The 17,942-nt window shown below is 39.1% G+C and carries 19 protein-coding genes and 1 other annotated feature; of the genes, 3 read left to right on the top strand and 16 right to left on the bottom strand.

Features of this window, described 5'->3' with window-relative positions:
- Positions 1-105: 105 nt before the first annotated feature.
- Positions 106-1,203, bottom strand: coding sequence for a sugar diacid recognition domain-containing protein (locus ACMX9J_RS04905; RefSeq protein ID WP_033579321.1), 1,098 nt, complete (start codon positions 1,201-1,203; stop codon positions 106-108).
- Positions 1,200-2,588, bottom strand: coding sequence for a sigma-54 interaction domain-containing protein (locus ACMX9J_RS04910; RefSeq protein WP_416225484.1), 1,389 nt, complete (start codon positions 2,586-2,588; stop codon positions 1,200-1,202). Before ACMX9J_RS04910 ends, ACMX9J_RS04905 begins: the two co-directional genes overlap by 4 nt.
- Positions 2,589-2,909: 321 nt before the next feature.
- Here ACMX9J_RS04910 and ahlS point away from each other — a divergent pair, with 321 nt between their 5' ends.
- Both ahlS and ACMX9J_RS04920 read left to right on the top strand, forming a co-directional pair.
- Positions 2,910-3,758, top strand: a complete 849-nt coding sequence (gene ahlS, locus ACMX9J_RS04915) for an AhlS family quorum-quenching N-acyl homoserine lactonase (RefSeq protein WP_416225485.1) — start codon at positions 2,910-2,912, stop codon at positions 3,756-3,758.
- A 54-nt stretch (positions 3,759-3,812) separates the two neighbouring features.
- The gene (locus ACMX9J_RS04920; protein WP_325075326.1) at positions 3,813-4,997 is read left to right on the top strand and encodes an iron-containing alcohol dehydrogenase; all 1,185 of its coding nucleotides are present in this window, start codon (positions 3,813-3,815) and stop codon (positions 4,995-4,997) included.
- A gap of 32 nt (positions 4,998-5,029) precedes the next feature.
- Here ACMX9J_RS04920 and ACMX9J_RS04925 read toward each other — a convergent pair whose 3' ends face one another.
- The 6 genes from ACMX9J_RS04925 to ACMX9J_RS04950 all read right to left on the bottom strand — a co-directional run bounded on the left by ACMX9J_RS04925 (position 5,030) and on the right by ACMX9J_RS04950 (position 10,048).
- Entirely contained in the window at positions 5,030-5,377 is a 348-nt protein-coding gene (locus ACMX9J_RS04925) for a DUF805 domain-containing protein (RefSeq protein ID WP_416225486.1), read from the bottom strand.
- Positions 5,378-5,537: 160 nt separating this feature from the next.
- Positions 5,538-6,539 carry a DUF3231 family protein gene (locus tag ACMX9J_RS04930; RefSeq protein WP_416225487.1) on the bottom strand — a complete coding sequence of 334 codons (1,002 nt, stop codon included), beginning with the start codon at positions 6,537-6,539 and terminating at the stop codon, positions 5,538-5,540.
- Between the two features lie 252 nt (positions 6,540-6,791).
- Positions 6,792-7,070 (bottom strand): hypothetical protein, encoded by a 279-nt coding sequence (locus ACMX9J_RS04935; RefSeq protein ID WP_140451478.1) that lies wholly within the window; start codon positions 7,068-7,070, stop codon positions 6,792-6,794.
- Between the two features lie 111 nt (positions 7,071-7,181).
- Positions 7,182-8,093 carry an NAD(P)/FAD-dependent oxidoreductase gene (locus ACMX9J_RS04940; RefSeq protein WP_416225488.1) on the bottom strand — a complete coding sequence of 304 codons (912 nt, stop codon included), beginning with the start codon at positions 8,091-8,093 and terminating at the stop codon, positions 7,182-7,184.
- Positions 8,094-8,273: 180 nt separating this feature from the next.
- Entirely contained in the window at positions 8,274-9,083 is an 810-nt protein-coding gene (locus tag ACMX9J_RS04945; protein ID WP_098113128.1) for an HNH endonuclease, read from the bottom strand.
- Between the two features lie 152 nt (positions 9,084-9,235).
- Entirely contained in the window at positions 9,236-10,048 is an 813-nt protein-coding gene (locus ACMX9J_RS04950; RefSeq protein WP_033579330.1) for an amino acid ABC transporter substrate-binding protein, read from the bottom strand.
- Positions 10,049-10,367: 319 nt separating this feature from the next.
- Between ACMX9J_RS04950 and ACMX9J_RS04955 the strand changes: the two genes are divergently transcribed.
- Positions 10,368-11,444 carry an LLM class flavin-dependent oxidoreductase gene (locus ACMX9J_RS04955; protein WP_034268789.1) on the top strand — a complete coding sequence of 359 codons (1,077 nt, stop codon included), beginning with the start codon at positions 10,368-10,370 and terminating at the stop codon, positions 11,442-11,444.
- A gap of 283 nt (positions 11,445-11,727) precedes the next feature.
- Here the strand turns inward: ACMX9J_RS04955 and ACMX9J_RS04960 are convergent, their stop codons facing one another.
- The 8 genes from ACMX9J_RS04960 to deoC form a co-directional block, all read right to left on the bottom strand.
- The gene (locus tag ACMX9J_RS04960) at positions 11,728-12,084 is read right to left on the bottom strand and encodes a DUF805 domain-containing protein (RefSeq protein ID WP_028412963.1); all 357 of its coding nucleotides are present in this window, start codon (positions 12,082-12,084) and stop codon (positions 11,728-11,730) included.
- Positions 12,085-12,135: 51 nt separating this feature from the next.
- Complete coding sequence (locus ACMX9J_RS04965; RefSeq protein ID WP_416225489.1) at positions 12,136-12,483, bottom strand: DUF805 domain-containing protein; 348 nt, start codon at positions 12,481-12,483, stop codon at positions 12,136-12,138.
- Positions 12,484-12,751: 268 nt separating this feature from the next.
- Positions 12,752-13,174, bottom strand: a complete 423-nt coding sequence (locus ACMX9J_RS04970; protein WP_034268792.1) for a DUF4275 family protein — start codon at positions 13,172-13,174, stop codon at positions 12,752-12,754.
- A gap of 78 nt (positions 13,175-13,252) precedes the next feature.
- Positions 13,253-14,482, bottom strand: coding sequence for an MFS transporter (locus tag ACMX9J_RS04975; RefSeq protein ID WP_176343897.1), 1,230 nt, complete (start codon positions 14,480-14,482; stop codon positions 13,253-13,255).
- 67 nt (positions 14,483-14,549) lie between these two features.
- Positions 14,550-14,794 (bottom strand) — a binding site (T-box leader).
- Positions 14,795-14,836: 42 nt separating this feature from the next.
- On the bottom strand, positions 14,837-15,451 hold the full coding sequence (locus ACMX9J_RS04980) for an AmiS/UreI family transporter (protein WP_013057473.1): 615 nt from the start codon (positions 15,449-15,451) through the stop codon (positions 14,837-14,839).
- 148 nt (positions 15,452-15,599) lie between these two features.
- On the bottom strand, positions 15,600-16,781 hold the full coding sequence (locus ACMX9J_RS04985; RefSeq protein WP_028412960.1) for a NupC/NupG family nucleoside CNT transporter: 1,182 nt from the start codon (positions 16,779-16,781) through the stop codon (positions 15,600-15,602).
- A 19-nt stretch (positions 16,782-16,800) separates the two neighbouring features.
- Positions 16,801-17,199 (bottom strand): cytidine deaminase, encoded by a 399-nt coding sequence (locus ACMX9J_RS04990; RefSeq protein ID WP_013057475.1) that lies wholly within the window; start codon positions 17,197-17,199, stop codon positions 16,801-16,803.
- A 59-nt stretch (positions 17,200-17,258) separates the two neighbouring features.
- Complete coding sequence (gene deoC, locus ACMX9J_RS04995) at positions 17,259-17,933, bottom strand: deoxyribose-phosphate aldolase (protein WP_014459662.1); 675 nt, start codon at positions 17,931-17,933, stop codon at positions 17,259-17,261.
- Positions 17,934-17,942 lie beyond the last annotated feature (9 nt).

A 17,942-nucleotide genomic window follows, 5' to 3' on the forward strand; every position in this document is an offset into this window, starting at 1 on the left:
CTTCTATCCCCAGTGCTAATTGTAAGCGCTACCTTTAATTCTTTCATTAGTCACTTCAACAAAAAGAGACCTTGCTATCGCAAGATCTTTTATGCACGTGCACAATTATGAAATTTTAGATAGCAGTAGCGCTACATACAGTTCGAGAAGGTCTTTTACTTTCCTTGGATCTTTTCCCGTGATATCTTGAATTTTATCTAGACGGTAGCTTAGCGTATTCCGATGAATAAAAAGCTTTTTAGCTGCCGTGCTTCCTTCGCCATTTTCTTCTATGTAGATCGTTAACGTTTCGATAAGCTCTTTTTTCTTATCATATTCCTTAAGCTTTTCATAGTATTGCAACAGATCATGATTTTCTTGAAAACCGGCGCGTTGACGTAACAGTACGGGAATTTGATAATCCGAATAGCTGTAGAAATCAGCTTCTGGATGAAGCTTTGAACCAACAGCAAGCGTATCTTTCGCCTGCTGATACGATACATGAAGGCCTTTAAAGTCAGCTTGAACAGATCCTGCAGATAACTTACACACCATACCAGACGCACGAAGCTGTTTTTCCAGCTGTTCAGCATAGCTGCTAGCGCTGCCCGCTTCTATAGATTTCAATAAAACCACTCCGTCTGGAAGCATAGCGTATAGATCATTATTAGCTATGTATTTCTTTACAACCTTCATAACTTCATGGCGATTTTCAGCTTTAATAATTAGTGCCATTCTTGGAAGGTATAAGTTAATATTAAACCGATTCGCTCGTTCAAAAAATAAGGAATCCAGCGGCTCTTCTTGTTGAAGAAGCTGATGAACCACCTCTTCTTTTAATCGTTCATCCCACTGAATTTCCTCTATTAAAATCATTTCTTGAAAAATCATTTCAGCAGCCATACGCACAAGCTCTCCGTAATTACGAATCTGTTCTGGCAGTCCTGTTAATCCCACGACTCCAACAATTTCTCCGTTAAAGAAAATAGGCAAATTCACGCCCGGTTTGGCTCCGCGCAGCGAGTCAGCCTGCTGCTGAGTAATTTCGTAAGAACTGCCGCTTTTTAATACCATTAGCGCTCCTTCGTGAATTTGGTCCATTCGCTTTTTGTCACCAGAACCAATAATGACTCCTTTTTCGTTCATCACGTTAATGTTGCAATCAATAATCTCCATTGTTCTACCGACAATTTTCTGAGCTAATTCTTTTGTTACATATCTCAAGCCTGCTCCTCTCTTTCTTTACATTCCCATCTTTTTAGTTTCTTTATCAAAGTAGAATGATCGATACCTAATTCTTTCGCTGCCTGCCGGAGTGATGAACAATGTTGAATAGTTTCTTTAACGAGTCGCTGTTCAAACTGCTCCACTTTCTTTTTTAGAGGTAAATAATCACATTTTTCATCTTCATGATAAGTATGAAAAGGTAAATGATGGGCTTCAATTGTTTCTCCAGGAACAGACACAATCATATTCTCCACCATATTTCGAAGCTCTCTTACATTCCCTGGCCATTGGTAAGCTTCTAATACTTGCTTCGCTTTATTTGATATGCGCTTTTGGACGTAATACAAGCTGCAAAAGTAGGAAACATAATGATCAACCAGTAAACTGATATCCTCTTTACGTTGAGATAGAGGCGGAAGGCTGATTTCGACTACCTTTAAACGGTAGTATAAATCTTCACGAAACCTCCCCTTTTTAATAAGCTCTCCTAGATGTTGATTTGTTGCCGAAATGATTCGTATATCGATACTTTTTGTTTTAGTTCCTCCAATTTTCTGTACCTGCTTTTCCTGTAACACTCGAAGCAATTTCACTTGCAAGGAAATCGGCATTTCACCAATTTCATCAAGCATCAAGGTTCCGCCATCAGCGAGTTCTAACAGTCCTATTTTCCCTTCTGTTCGAGCGCCAGTAAAAGCTCCCTTTTCATAGCCGAACAACTCCGATTCTAGCAACGGCTCAGGAATGGCTCCGCAGTTCACTTTAATAAATGGCTGATTGTTTCTATCGCTTGAATCGTGAATAAGGTTAGCGACTACTTCTTTTCCGGATCCTGAGGGACCTGATAGAAGAATACTTGTAGGAAACGGAGCTACTTGTTTGGCTTGCTGATAAACCAAGTTCATCCTATTGCTTTGAAACACTAGGGGCTGTTCCGACCCATTCACGTTTACAGCGTATTTATTTGCATTCATATGCGAAAACTCTTGTACCTTTAACAGCTCTTTTTTAACTGCGTTTAACTGTGTAATATCCTGTACAGTGGTCACAACGAGCTCTATTTCACCTTGTTTGTTAAACACTGGATTTCCTGTTACCATAACGTCTCTTTCGCTTGAAATGGTTTGCATAATAGAGCGCTGCTGTTTTTCTACTAACACAAGTAGGGAAACAGATTGATCAATATATCCTTCATCGATAACGGTTTGCATATGCTTTCCTAATACGTCTCGTTTATTTGTTCCTGTGATTTTTTCATAAGCTTCATTTACATATATCGTTATTCCCTTTTTATTTACTACATATATTCCGTCCGTAGAGAATTCAATGATGGCCTGTAACGTTTCCTTCGTCAAATCTTTTTTCCCTTTAAAAGAAGTCATTGTTTCGCATTCCTTTCTTATGGTGAATTTCCGCCAACATATGGTGAAACTTTTCACCACTAACCATTCAATGCACAATAGCCTTTTTCCTTCTAAAAGCGGTGAATTTTTTCCGCGCTTGGTTATAAGAACCAAGGAAAACTGCGCTAATATTTACTTTTCAAATACTGGCATAAAAATTGCAGTCTAGTATGTTGAAAGAATAGGAAAGAGTCTATCCATTTTAAAAAGGATTATTCTCTCCAGCATATAGGGTAAATGTAGTATAAAGTCATTTTGAAAACGCAAACAAAAATTCAACTACGTTTAGGAGGCTATTATATGTGTAATATTATCAAACCTAACCCAAAGCTTTATGTGATGGACAACGGCTCGATGCAAATGGATAAAAACTGGATGCTTGCAATGCATAACCCAGCAACTGTTAAGAACCCTCATGCACCTACGGAATTTGTAGAGCTTCCAATTTATACTGTATTAATTGATCATCCTGAAGGGAAAATTCTGTTTGATACAGCCTGCAACCCTGAATCAATGGGACCACAAGGGCGTTGGACTGAAGCAACTCAACAAATGTTTCCTTACTCCGCTACAGAAGAATGTTATTTACCAAATCGATTAGAACAATTAGGGGTTGACCCTAAAGAAATTAAATTTGTTGTTGCCTCCCACCTTCATCTTGATCATGCCGGCTGCTTAGAATTGTTCACTAACGCCACTGTTATCGTTCATGAAGATGAGTTAAACGGCACTCTTCAGTCTTATGCACGCAATCAAAAAGAAGGTGCTTACATTTGGGCTGACATTGACGCCTGGATAAAAAATGACCTTCGTTGGAAAACGATTAAACGAAACGAAGATACCATCAAACTGGCAGAAGGAATTAATGTCTTGAATTTTGGAAGCGGACATGCTTGGGGTATGCTTGGTCTTCATGTTCATTTGCCTGAAACAGGTGGCATTATCTTAGCATCCGATACAATCTATACAGCTGAGAGCTATGGTCCTCCTGTTAAACCACCCGGTATTATCTACGACTCTCTTGGATATGCAAACACGGTTGAACGTATACGCCGTCTAGCCTATGAAACTAATTCGCAAGTTTGGTTTGGTCACGATGCAAATCAATTTCAGCAGTTCCGCAAATCTACTGAAGGTTATTACGAATGAAATCAAGCAGATGCTTAATATAAAAAAATTTTCTATAAATCGGAGGGCAAACAAATGACCATTTCAAAACTAGTTTTCACCCCTCTCAGCTACACAGGATGGGGATCACTTCAGCAACTGCTTCCCGAAGTAAAAAAATATGACCCAGCTCATATTTTAATCGTCACAGATCCCGTGTTAAAAGACATTGGACTTGTAGATAAAGTGAGTGCTCCTCTTATCCAAAATGGATACGAAGTAGATGTATATGCAGATACGGCACCAGAGCCGCCCTTAGCGCTTGGTGAAAAACTCGTATCTTACGCAAAAAGCCGAAAATTTGATTTAGTCATTGGAGTTGGCGGCGGCAGCGCATTAGATTTAGCAAAACTTACGGCCGTTTTAGCCGTTCATGACGGAGCTGTAGAAGAATATTTGAACTTAACTGGCACGAAACAAATTACGGAAAAAGGGCTTCCAAAAATTTTAATTCCTACGACCTCCGGCACGGGCTCAGAAGTAACGAATATTTCTGTATTATCTCTTGAAAGCAGCAAAGACGTCGTGACCCACGACCATTTGCTTGCAGACGCCGCCATTGTAGATCCCGAGCTTACGCTGAGCGTTCCTTCTAAAGTAACGGCAGCTACAGGGATTGATGCATTAACTCATGCCGTTGAGGCTTATGTATCGGTAAATGCAAATCCAGCAACGGACGCCTTAGCCCTAAAGGCTATACGCATGATCAGCTCTTCTTTAAGAACAGCTGTAGAAAATGGCGAAGATAAAGAAGCACGAACTCAGATGAGCTACGGAAGCTATTTAGCAGGTCTCGCTTTTTTTAACGCTGGTGTTGCTGGTGTTCATGCACTTGCATATCCATTAGGCGGACAGTTTCATATTTCTCACGGTGAATCAAACGCCGTACTGCTTCCATACGTTATGGGCTATATCCGCAGCAGCTGCGTGACAAAGATGCGGGATATTTTTGAAGCACTAGGCGGAAACGCTACTTCTTTATCAGAAGAGAAAGCTTCTTATCAGTGTGTAAAACAACTGCAGACACTTGTTGAAGACGTCGGCATTCCTCAAACCCTTCGCGGCTTTAATATTCCAGAAAGTGCCCTTCAAAAGCTGACAGAAGATGGCGTCCAGCAAAAACGAATTCTTGCTCGCAGTCCTTTGCCTCTTCATGAAAAAGACATACGAGCTATTTACCAGTCGGCTTATGATGGAGCTATAGTGGAACCTATGCACTAAAAAACTCCCCCTTATATAAGGGGGAGTTCTATTTATGCTGCTTTGGCTGTTGTACCAAAACGATTTTCTTTTGGATCGCTAGGCTGGCAGAATAACACAATTAGCCAAATACCGCCGATAAGTGGAACCAATGTAATGAGCTGCCACCATCCGCTTTTTCCCGTATCGTGGAGTCTTCTTGCTCCTACCGCTAACGATGGGACTGCAACCAATAACGAATAGATAACCGGAAGAAAAAGAGGCTTATCAATAACGAACTGAAGGGACGAAAGAATAAATGAAATAACAAAGTTAACTAACACAAACATCCAGTATTCAGTTCGGCTTGCTCGACCAGAAAATACCCCGTAATTTTTTAACACCTTTATGTACCATTTCATCTGCAAAACCCTCCTTTTTTATCATATAATTGTAAATTTATAGTTTATATATCCTTTTTATTCAAAAAACAAACCGTTAAATAAACAAATAACGACATTTTTTATCCAAAAGAAAAAACTTCTTTAAAAAAAGAAGTTTTCTTAATGTATTATGCTTTTTCTATTTAATCAAATCATTTCGGTCTTCCATACTTGGCGGTTCCTCAAGCCATCCGTTTTTGGCCATGATTTTTCCCCCTTCTTGCCCGTATGTTAAAATGTCTTTGGCCGTACTGACAAGTGTAAGGGGAAGATCTCCACGCAAACTAAAGGCAGTGCCTAAAGCGTTGCTTCCCAGCCCGAAACTGCAGAATAAACTCACGCAGTACATCATCAGCTTATCTGAAAAAGGTGCTACTTTTGATTCTGTCGCTTTCGCTCCCCAAGTAGCAGGCGTCTGAATATCGCTCTCCAAAAGAATCTTGCTATAATCACTTACAACTTTTTTAGCCAGCTCTTTTCCTTTTACAAAGTACTTCTTCACTTCAGGTTCATTTGCTACTTGAGCAAACCCTGTGATCATTTGCATGCCCAAAATGTTGCTTTCGATAGCGTAATAAATATGTGCTACCTCTACAGTATTTAATACCCGTTTACTCGAAAATAGATGGATTCCATCCATGTAATCTGTGCCTTCAGCAAACTTCGCTTTTTTAGGCACTGAGACAGCTGGAGGTCTTGGAAGCACGTCTTTTTCCTGAAGGTAATCTACACATTTGTCATACACATCTTGTGTGAAAGCCGTAAGCTTTTTGTAAAAAGAGATCATGTCTTTTCTGTAGGACATGGTTAAATGCAGCGTATGTAGACCCATACTAATTTCTTTTAAAAGGCGAAGAAACATGATATCAAACATCTTATCATAGAGCTTAGGAACGCCTACATTTACGTCTTTTTCTGTATACCCAACCGGTATGGCAGCCCCTTCATTCTGTAAAATTGTTTTGATATCTTCAATGTAGTTCACCACTTGCCTATACGTATCTTGCATAATTTCTTTGGCCCCGTCATCTTCTGCCCGTGCAATAAAATATTCCAAAATCCTTTGGGTCATTGTTTTTTGCTGATAGGTCATCCAAAGAGTAGCAATTTCACTTGAACTTAAGGGTATTTCTTGACTCATACACTAAACCTCCTGCTAGGGATACATAGAGCTCTATTTATTCAAAAGTCGGCATCTGTACAAGTGAAGATTGTATTCTACTTTAACGTTCATTCACGTAATCAGATACAAAACTCTGTCTCTTCCTCAATTAATTCTGCTTCATTTACTATGCACAAACTGGAAGAATTCTATGTATTTCCCCTTGCTTTTAAATGGAGGAAACAAAAAAAGCCCCTTTCCATTCAAGGCGCTTTTTCAAAGAAAACGGTTTTATTCCGTCGTATCAGAAATTCTTCTGTAGCTTCCGCACTTTTTTAGATATTGAATAATATCTTGATCTTTTACACGCTGAATAGCTGATCCGAACAGCTCTGCCGCTATCTGCATACGTTCATGTTTATGTTCAATGGTCATAATATATCGAAGCGCATCCACAACCGGTGCATTGTGACGTGTACGACGAGTTATGTACTCGTGAATGGCTTCATTTAACCCTTCCGATTCCGCTTGTTGAAACTCAGGCTTTCTTACTGCTTGACTATATACCACTTTTTTGACACTCCTTCTCCTTGTTTTTAATCAGGTTTTATCTCTCTTTTATTTCCAGTTCCCTAACAGAAAGAAAACAAAACATGCAATCTTACTTTTTTATAAAAATAATTATTTTTCATATAGTTCTAACAGACGTTTGTGTATCCAAATAGCAGCTTGTAAACCTTCTCCCATCGCTACCGTCACTTGTTCAGAATGAGCCACAATGTCTCCTGCTGCCCACACACTTGAAACATTTGTTTCTTTTGTACGCGGATTTACGATAATGTGCTGATTTTCTAAAAGTTCTGCTCCGAGCTCATGCGCTAATTCTGTTCGAACTTTATTTCCTCCGAACGCTAAAAAACCTCTTTCACCATAGACGATTTCATTGTTTTCGAGGATGACTCCTTTTAACATTTCTGCTTCAGCTATGATTTTTTTTATTGCCGCTTCTTTATAGGTAATTCCCTTTTGCATCAAGGTATCTGCTAAAGGTCCAATCTCTTTTTTGTCATGATTAATGTACGTAATGTCATTTGTCCAATATGTTAACGTAAGAGATAAACTGGCTCCTGCTTTTCCTGACCCTAGTACTAATACCCTTCTATTATTTACTTCATACCCATCGCAGTCGGGACATACATATACGGTTTTTCCCATACAGTGATATAGCTCTTGCTGAAGTTCAGGCGGAATCCGGTCTACTACTCCCGTCGCAAACAGTAAAGTAGCTGCTTCGTAGTTCGCAGAGTTTGTAATGACGTTAAACCCTTCTATTTCTTTTTCACACTGAAGGACACGTTCTTCTGCAAATTGAATGCCGTAGCTTTTTGCTTGCTGCCTCCCCGTTTCTCTTAGAGTTTGCCCGCTTATTCCCTCAGGCCATCCCAATATATTTTGATAATTTTTGCAGAGATTGGAACGTCCATCTTTTGAATCAATAACCAATACACTGCGCTTATATCTTCCAAGCTGAATAGCAGCTTGAAGTCCCGCAATTCCTCCACCTATAATGACGCAGTCATACTTGTCTGCCACAGCACATCACCCCAGCTTTTACTATTTTCTAAACGAAAGCTTCAGTTTTTCATTATCTGTTTTTCTATTATTTTTATACGCTTTATTGTCTTTATTTTTTGAAGTCATTCTACATACAAAAAACCGCCTCGGCAGCTACCCTGCCTAGAGACGGTTTTTTATAAAATGAAAAAGACGATATTACTCATTTTTCTTTCCTGCTTCTTTTTCATTAATTTTAGTAATCAAATCTTCTTTATATACTTCACTATCTTTCCCGTAGCGTAGACGACTATGACAGTTGGGACATAGTGCCGCAGCGTCCTTTGGTTTAGCGAGTCCGCTCTTTGATAGCTTTGAAAGATAGTACATTTGCAAAAAGGAGCTTCCATCTTTTGCGATAAACGGCGCGCTTTCTCCGCAGGCTTCACAAATACCCGCTGCGCGTTTGTGAACATATTGTCCAAGAGCTGCCGTTTGTTCATAAATACTTGTCTTTTTTTCTTTCCCTAACGCCATATGACGAAGCTGTTCAGTTGAATAAGCTGAAACATCCAGCTGTGCTGCTTTTTCCTCAATCACGGAATTTCGTTCAAGTTCAAAAATAATGGCTTCACGCAGCTCTCCGTCTGAATCCCACATAATTTCTAATTGATGATTGATATACGTCACTTCATCAACAAACTCGACCACTCCCGGCTCCACGTAGTGAAATAAATAAACGGCTTTTCCTGATAAAAAATGTTCACGAAGCGCTTTATTGCCTTTAATGAGCTGCATCGATCCTCTTTGGCCTTCCCCCGTATAGAAAAAAGCGGTTTTATCTTTGTTCCATCCGTGCCCTGTACCGTATTCACTTCCGCTTTCTTTTGTGAAAATAAAAATATATGGATGCGCTTTTGGCGTTGATATTTCGCTTTGTTCCTGTCCTTTATAAAGCTTATGAATTTGTTTTCTGCGATAACGATGTCCTTTTTGAAAGAAATCTCCGCGCTGTAAATCCGTAATCAATGAATGGCCTCCTACTGCGGTCCTGCTTTTATAGTACTTATAGCTCTACTATACACTAATTTTTGTTTTCTTTGCAGATCGTTTCTTCTATCTATTGGATTTATATCATGCAAAAAAAGCAGCTGTATGGACAGCTGCTTTTTTTGCTATAGTCAATTTTGCACCGTGTAGTCTTCTCCTAGCCATTTTGTGCTGAGTTTTTTTAACGTCCCGTCTTTTTTCAGCTTTTTAATCGCTTGGTCAACTTCCGACTTTAACTTTTCGTCTTTTTTGTTAAACATAAAATACACTTTTGAATTAATCACAATATCTCCAACCGTTTTTTGCTGAAATTTTAGCGCTTGATTGCTAAAATCGATGGAAAATGGTGTCGCAAGCGTAGCATCTGCTCGGCCTGTTTTTAATTGAGTGGTAGCATCATCCGCACCTTGACCGGCGTAAACTACATCGATTTTATTGCCGTGTTTTTTATTATATTTGTCTAGATAGACAGCCGCATTGCTTGTAGCTCCTACAATCATTTTTTTCCCTTCTAAATCTTTTAATGAATGAATATCATTTCGAGTTTTAGGAACTGTTACATAAAGCGGAGAATAATTATATGTTTCATCATTAAATAAAAACTTTTTCTTTCGCTCAGCGTTCTGAGCCATGTTATGAGCAATCATATCAATTTTATTACTTTCTAAGCTAAGAAGCAGATTTGAAAATTCCATCGTTTTAAATTCAAATTTATAATCCTTTAACTCTTTGTCGATCGCTCTTACTACTTCTACATCATAACCGGTCAGTTTGCCTTTATCATCAATAAAGCAAATGTTAGGAAACTGAGTGCCCGTTCCAACAACAATCGTTTGAACATCTTTTTCTTTCTTTTCTCCCGCACTTGAAGATGCGTTTGTTCCGCATCCTGCCACGCTCACAGCTACTACAATTGAAAGTAAAAACAGCCAATATTTTTTCATACGTTCCTCCCCTGAATCCCTCTATTATGTAATAAAAAGAGGCTCTTGATAAAGCATCTGCTTCATCAAGAGCCTCTGGTTAACCAGTGGGCTTACTTCGTGTAAGATTATTCACATCATAATACTAGTTAACCGATAAATCAAGTAGGTTTTAAAAAAAGATTATCTTGACAGCTCAGTGTCTACCGCTTAAGATACAACTAATAAAACAATAAAACTACATATCTACCAGTCAACTGGAGGCAAATGGACACGACAATATGTGTACGTTTGCTTTTTTTATTGTCGTCCAGCATTTTATCTTTTGGAGGTAAAACGTATGAAATTTGCTTTATTTAGTCTTATTCAAAATATCCCGAACCCGGTTACTGGAGAAACATTAACTGCTCAAGAAAAATTTCAGCATGTGTTAAATCAAGCAGTGCTTGCCGAAAAATTAGGTTTTGATGCTTACGGAGTCGGCGAAAGACACGGAGCTCCTTTTTTGTCTTCTTCTCCTCCCGTTGTTTTAAGTGCAATCGCTGCTAAAACGTCACACATTCGTCTTCTTACTACCGTTACCGTTCTAAGCATTTTAGATCCTGTACGAGTAGCTGAAGATTACGCAACGCTTGATCACCTGTCGGGTGGACGGCTTGAACTGATTATCGGAAAAGGCAATGACCCGCGTCATTATCCGCTTTTTGGCATTACAGAAGAAGAACAATGGGAGTCTCTTGCTGAAAGATACGCTCTTTTAAAACAGCTTTGGACAGAAGAAAATGTCACGTGGAGCGGCCGTTATCGTCCGCCTTTAACTAACGTTACGACTCAGCCTCGGCCGTTTCAGCCTTCTATTCCCGTTTGGCATGGAAGCGCGTCAAGCCCGCTGTCTACAGAACTTGCAGCTAAATACGGAGAGCCTCTATTTTCATCCAATTCTTTTCACCCTCAGGCTAAATATAAAGCGCTGATTGACCATTACCGCGAACGTTTTGCTTATTATGGCCATGACCCACGCAAAGCCATCGTCGGTTCAGGGGCAAGCAGCCTATATATTTCTAATACAACGGAAGAAGCGATTCGCCGCTATCGCCCGTACTATAACGCGTTTAGCAATACAGAGGCAGCGAAACATAATCAATCGCCGTTCACGTCACTAGAAGATATCGTTCAACACGGTCCTGCTTTAGTAGGAAGCCCGGAGCAAATCATTGAAAAAATAATAGATTATCACAACGCTTATGGAAACGAAGTGCTGAGCATCAGCGTAGACGGTCTAAGCGAAGCAGAACAGCGCGAACAGCTAGAGCGCTTCGCAAGTGATATTGCACCTGTTCTTCGAAAAGAAATTCCCAGCAGCGTATGGGAAAATGAAAAAAAGAGATTGAGACATAATGAAATCAATCCAATCTAAAGACGAACAAATCAGATACATGAGCTGAACCGCTTATGACACCGCCGTTGATTTCCGTGCAAGGCTTCGCTTTCCGCGGGCGGCGCTAGAAGAACCTATACACATAAAATTCACGTTCACAATCACGCTATGAAAAAATCCGAACTAATTGGATTCTCCATCAAGAATCTTAATTAGTTCGGATTTCCCTTCAACTAAATTACTTTTGTCCCAACCTCTTTTTAATTTAGATACAATTCGCACGTTTAGTTTACTAACTTTTTAAACTAATAAACTACTCTGGTTAAGACGCCTGCGTGTCTGTATCGTAAATATTGGCTGTTACTTCGCTTCTTTGACAAAGTAAGATGAGCAGCCAAATGCCTCCAATAACTGGAACAAAGTTAATTAAATACCACCAGCCGCTTCTTCCTGTATCATGAAGTCGGCGAACAGTAACGGCAAGTGAAGGCAGAATCATTGCTGCTCCGTAAAGTAATACTAAAATAACTCCAAATACTGCAAGTGAATCGATAAAAACCAAGATATATGGAATGATCATAAAGATATAAGCAAATAATGTAAACATCCAATACTCCGTACGCGTTGCTCTTCCTCGAAACGTCGCATAATTTTTTAACGCTTTTATATACCAGTACATTTTTAAACCCTCTCTTTGTTTATTAAATTAAACTACCTAACCGTTTAATTCCTACGCAACTTTATTAGGTACATCAAACCGGTTTAACTGCGACTCACTCCGTAGACAAAGAAGAATTAATAGACAAATACTTCCCGCAATCGGAATAATAGTAGTGAGCTGCCACCACCCGCTTCTTCCTATGTCATGCAGTCGACGTGCCGTCACAGCAAGGGATGGAATGAAGACTGCAACAAGATAAACTATACGCAAAAACGGAGGCATATCTGTTATAAGTTCAATAGCTGAAAGCACACACCATATAATAAAATTAAATAAGACAAACATCCAATACTCTTTACGTGTTGCTCTTCCTTGAAACGTTGCATAATTTTTTAGCACATGTAAATACCATTTCATACAAAAACCTCCTTTTTAAACCGAATTTTGTAAGACAAGCTTACTAGCAGTAATTACCTTAGCATACAAAAAATTAATTTCATATCCTATTTTTTGAAAAAATCCCAAATGGTAATATAGATATAGGAGAGAGATGGATAATAGTTAGTAATAAATACCCAATAAATTCAGTTAAAAAACCATTTAATTACTATAATTACTTTTAATTTATAAAATGTTTTTTTATAACAAAAATCCTGCCGTATTAATCGGCAGGCTCTATCTTTACTTACGTGCGGTAAAAGTAAGGTCCACATGAGCTTTCATGAGTAATCACATAAGTCCATGTAAAGTCTTTATCTACGACATATAAATCTTCTAAATACATGTTTGTATTTTCACTTAAATCAGCGCTTGTTAGATGCTTACATTTAGATAGCTGCAGCACTCGTTCATCATGCTCAAACAGCAAATAACAGTCGTTCTTAACTTGGTTCTCAAACGCTTGAACCGCTTGTTCCTCTTGCAAGCAAGGAAGCTTTTCATAGCTAAACGTATGCCACAGAAACTGATCCATATAAATTTTCTTTTTTTGCGATGCGCTTAAAGCATCTGCAAATTCATTTTCCCACCGCTTCCGGAAGAATTCACCTTGATTCGATAATTTTTTAACAAACATTCCTTTTTTCTTTAACGCATCTTTCATTTTCACTGTGCTTTCTCACCCTTTATTCTGTATTCATTTCTTTTTATCGGCTTCTTAGCTTATTTGTCCATTAGTACCTATGCGTTAGATTCCTTGTTTTTTGACTAAACTTATTTTATAAAACGCCGGCTTTAACGTGCACAAAAACAATACAACCGTACTTAAAAGCATGATCAGGCTTCCACCAATTACAGCTCCTTGAATTGAAACAATGTGTGCAGCCATTCCGCATAGAAAGGTCATCATAATAATTAGCAGTGACTCAAGTAGCCCATAGATACTTCCTACTCTCCCCATCATGTCAACGGGAATGCTGTTTTGATAAAAGGTTTGAAAACCAGCACTTGCAAAAGCTAACGCAAAAGATAAGCTAAAAAATCCCGCTCCCATGGTTTGAAAAGAAGACGAACACGCATACAGCAAATAGCCAAGCGATACTCCTACACTGCCGGCACCTATTAGAAAGTTCGTGGACAGCTTCTTAGCAAACAGTGTATTAATAACTGCGCCAATCATAATACCAGCGCCTGCTACGCTTACTAAAAATCCGTATTCGCTTTCGGATAAATGAATGACTCTTGTTGCAAATGAAACTTCAAGAGAATCAATTGCCGTGGCCATGACCATTAAGAAACTGAACAATACATAAATGGTGATAATGTATCTGTTGGCTCTACTGAAACGAAACACCGCTTTCCAATCTTCTCGAATGGTGTTTACAGAGAGTTTATTTTCTTTAGTTTTTGTTTTTATATCTAAGTTAGGCATTAATAAAGTAACCATTCCTGACAACACGAGCGCTGCAGCATTGGCATAGATAGCAAACGCGGGCGTTCCAACCATAAATAACGCACCTGCTGCGGCCGGACCAAGAAGAAAGCCTCCTGAGTCAATCAAACTGCGCAGCGAATTAAATCTTTTTCGCTTTTCAGTTGGAATAAGCTTTGTAATATAGACCATCGATACCGGACGAAACATCGAACTTGCCATACTGATGATAAATACCAGCACATAAATGATCAGTATGGATGAGAAGAGCGGAAGGCAAGCAATGACCCCGGCGCGCATCCAATCTAAAACCATCATAAGCTTCCGTTTGTTCATGCGGTCAATTAAGCTTCCAGACCATATATTTGTACATAGCGCAGCAAGCGGCTTTATCATGTATAGCCCTGAAATCGCAAGCGGCGAATTCGTCATATCAAGCATCATGACATTTAAAGCGATCAAATAAATCCAGTCGCCGATATTGCTAGTGCCAATTCCAAACAGCAATAAACACGGGTATTTCCAAGACAACAGCTTACTTTTCATAAAAGAAAGGCCTCCGCTTCACTATTGATTTTTGTCAATAAAAAAATCCCACCCCCAAGACATGTGTCTTAGGGGCGAGATTATGAATCGCGGTGCCACCCTAGTTTGTTCATATGTCGCCATATAAACCTTGTCGAGTACGGCTTTCGCTTATACTCTAGCTTTGTAACGGAAGCAGCCGTCGCACTATCACGTTAGATCCAATGCGCTGCTCAGAGGCTTGTTTCAACAGCGTTTTTCTTGCTCCTTTTCAGCTTCCGGAGCTCTCTGCTAAGAATACGCGCTGTCTACTTTTCTCTTCACGGCATTTAATTTCTAACATCTTACCATTATTATCTATTTTTTGTAAATACTTTATTTCAAAATCATTTTTTTCGGCTGAGAAAAGAATAGTCGGTATCCTACGTATACAAAATAAATGATGGAAGCTACCAGCACGATTCCCCACATATTGTACATATCTTTATTTCCCCATACGCCCGTTAGCGAAAACAGCGCTGGAATTGTTAAAGTAACCCACGACTGTACAATCGCCACTTTCCCTACATATGCAGATACATCTTTTTTGCTCGTATTAAGCACATAAAATAAAAACCATAAAAACGACCAAAGAATCCATGTAATGGCGTTTACGACGTCATGATAGTGAACAAGAGAAACCGTCACGTACACTAAAGCGATAATCGATACCCAAAGTGAGTAGTAGCCAAGCCCTGTTCCCTGCATTCCCTTTAATACCGTCACGCCTACATATAAATACGTAAGGCCAAATAAAAAGATTGCCGTTCTTTCATACAAAATCCAGTTGCTTTGATCTGACGTAATAATTAAATAAAACGGAACAATAACTTGAAAAGCTCCAACAAATAAGTTAAATACGCCTACGTTTTTTTCATCTGCTTTTCCAAGCAGCATGAGTCCGTTTAAAAATAAAGCTGCACCTGACAGCAACAGTCCAATTTGATCCATTTTTCAGTAAGAAAAGCCCCCAGCTTTTCTTGTCCTCCTCTGTGTCGATGTTTTTCTTTAGGATGCGCGGAGCTATGGTTTACATGTAAAAAAGAAAAAGCAATTCCTTTTGAAAAGGAAACTGCTTTTCTTTCTGTTTCTATTACACTTATAAAATGAAGCTGACAACAATCGCTGACAGTACGCTTACAAGCGTAGCTCCATACAGTAAACGAAGACCAAAGCGCGCTACTGTATTTCCTTGCTTTTCACTTAAGCCTTTAACCGCTCCTGACACGATTCCAATTGATGAGAAGTTAGCAAATGATACTAAGAATACGGATACAATTCCAAGTGTTTTAGCACTGAATGTTGAAGCCATATCTGAAAGACTCATCATTGCCACAAATTCATTTGTTACAAGTTTTGTTGCCATAATTCCGCCCGCTGCTACTACTTCTGAAGCAGGAACACCCATGATGAATGCAAACGGTGCAAACACATAGCCAAGCAGGTGCTGGAACGACAGACCAAACAGCATTTCAAACACGTTATCAATCGCAGCCATCAGCGCAACGAAACCAATCAGCATCGCACCTACGATAATCGCTACTTTAAATCCGTCCATAATATATTCGCCAAGCATTTCGAAGAACGTTTGCTTATGACCTGTTTGTACCTCTAAAATATCTTCTTGATCCGTTACTGTGTAAGGGTTAATGATAGAAGAAATAATAAATCCGCCAAATAAGTTAATCACAATTGCTGTTACTACGTATTTTGGTTCAATCATTGTCATATAAGCACCAACAATGGACATTGAAACAGTCGACATAGCTGATGCACAAAGCGTATATAAACGGTTTGGCGGCAGTTTGTCTAATTGCTTTTTAACGGTAATAAATACTTCTGACTGACCTACAATGGCAGAAGCTACTGCGTTATAAGACTCTAATTTTCCCATTCCGTTAATCTTACTGAGAACCAACCCAATCCATTTCATAATGAAAGGAAGAATTTTAAAGTGCTGTAAAATCCCGATTAAGACAGAGATAAAAACGATTGGAAGCAGCACGTTTAAGAAAAACGGCATTGATCCTTTATTCGCGATTCCGCCAAATACGAACTCTACGCCTTCATTTGCGTATGAAAGCAGCTTTCCAAAAACGCTGGCAATCGCATTAATAATAATCAAGCCAAACTTTGTGTTTAGAAGTAAAGCTGATAAAAGAAGCTGAATCACAACCATAATAACGATTGGTCTATATTTGATTTCTTTACGGTTATTACTTGCAAGATACGCTAATCCAAAGACAACGAGTAATCCTAAGATGCCAATTAAATATTTCATAGTATCCTCCACTGCTTACTTATTTTTGTAAGTCTTTTGATGAAAAATAGCCTGGTAAGATTTCGTTAATGTTTGTAATCACAAAATCTCCTTTTAGGTTTGCTAAGATAATTTGTGTGTGATCATCACAGAACTCAGCTAATACTTGTCTGCATGCGCCGCAAGGAGAAATTGGGCCGTCCGTATCTCCTACAACTGCAATAGCTGAAAACTGCTTGTCCCCTTCTGAAACAGCTTTAAAAATAGCCGTTCGCTCAGCACAGTTCGTCAATCCATAGGAAGCGTTTTCAATATTACATCCACGATAAATCTTCCCATCGGTTGTTAAAAGAGCTGCACCAACATGGAAGTGAGAATACGGTACATGTGCTTGTTTGCTTGCTGCGATTGCTTCATCTATTAATTGTTTTGGCTCCACAGTCATCATCCTTTGCTTAGTTTACAGCAGGTTAGTTAGTACTAACCTGCTGTCATTTATTAATAATCAGAGTTGCTTAATTGACCTTTTGCAATTGATACGCCAGAGCTTGCACCAATACGTGTTGCACCAGCTTCAATCATTGCTTTTGCATCTTCTAAGCCTCGAACGCCGCCAGAAGCTTTTACACCTACATCTGGTCCAACCGTTTTTCTCATAAGCGCTACGTCTTCTACCGTTGCGCCTCCTGTAGAGAAGCCTGTTGACGTTTTAACAAAATCAGCTCCAGCTTTTACAGCTAGCTCAGAAACTTTTGCTTTTTCTTCGTCTGTTAAAAGAGCTGTTTCAATAATTACTTTTACTAGCGCTTTTCCTTTTGCAGCATCCACTACTGCTTGAATGTCGCTTTGCACTAAGTCATAGTTTTTATCTTTTAACGCGCCGATGTTGATTACCATATCTACTTCATCTGCACCGTTTTCGATTGCATTTGTTGTTTCAAATGCTTTTACTGCTGAAGTCGTAGCTCCAAGAGGAAAGCCAATTACCGTACACACTTTTACTTCTGGAGCATCTTTTAATAACTCAGCTGCTTTTTTTACCCACGTTGGATTTACGCAAACTGAAGCGAATGAATATTCTTTTGCTTCTTGTGCTAAAACCGTAACTTGCTCTTCTGTTGCATCTGCTTTTAATAATGTATGATCAATAATACCCGTAATGTTTTGACTCATTTTGTTCTT

This window comes from Priestia sp. RMT2NF4 (genome assembly GCF_047872835.1).
Classification (GTDB): Bacteria; Bacillota; Bacilli; order Bacillales; family Bacillaceae_H; genus Priestia; species Priestia zanthoxyli.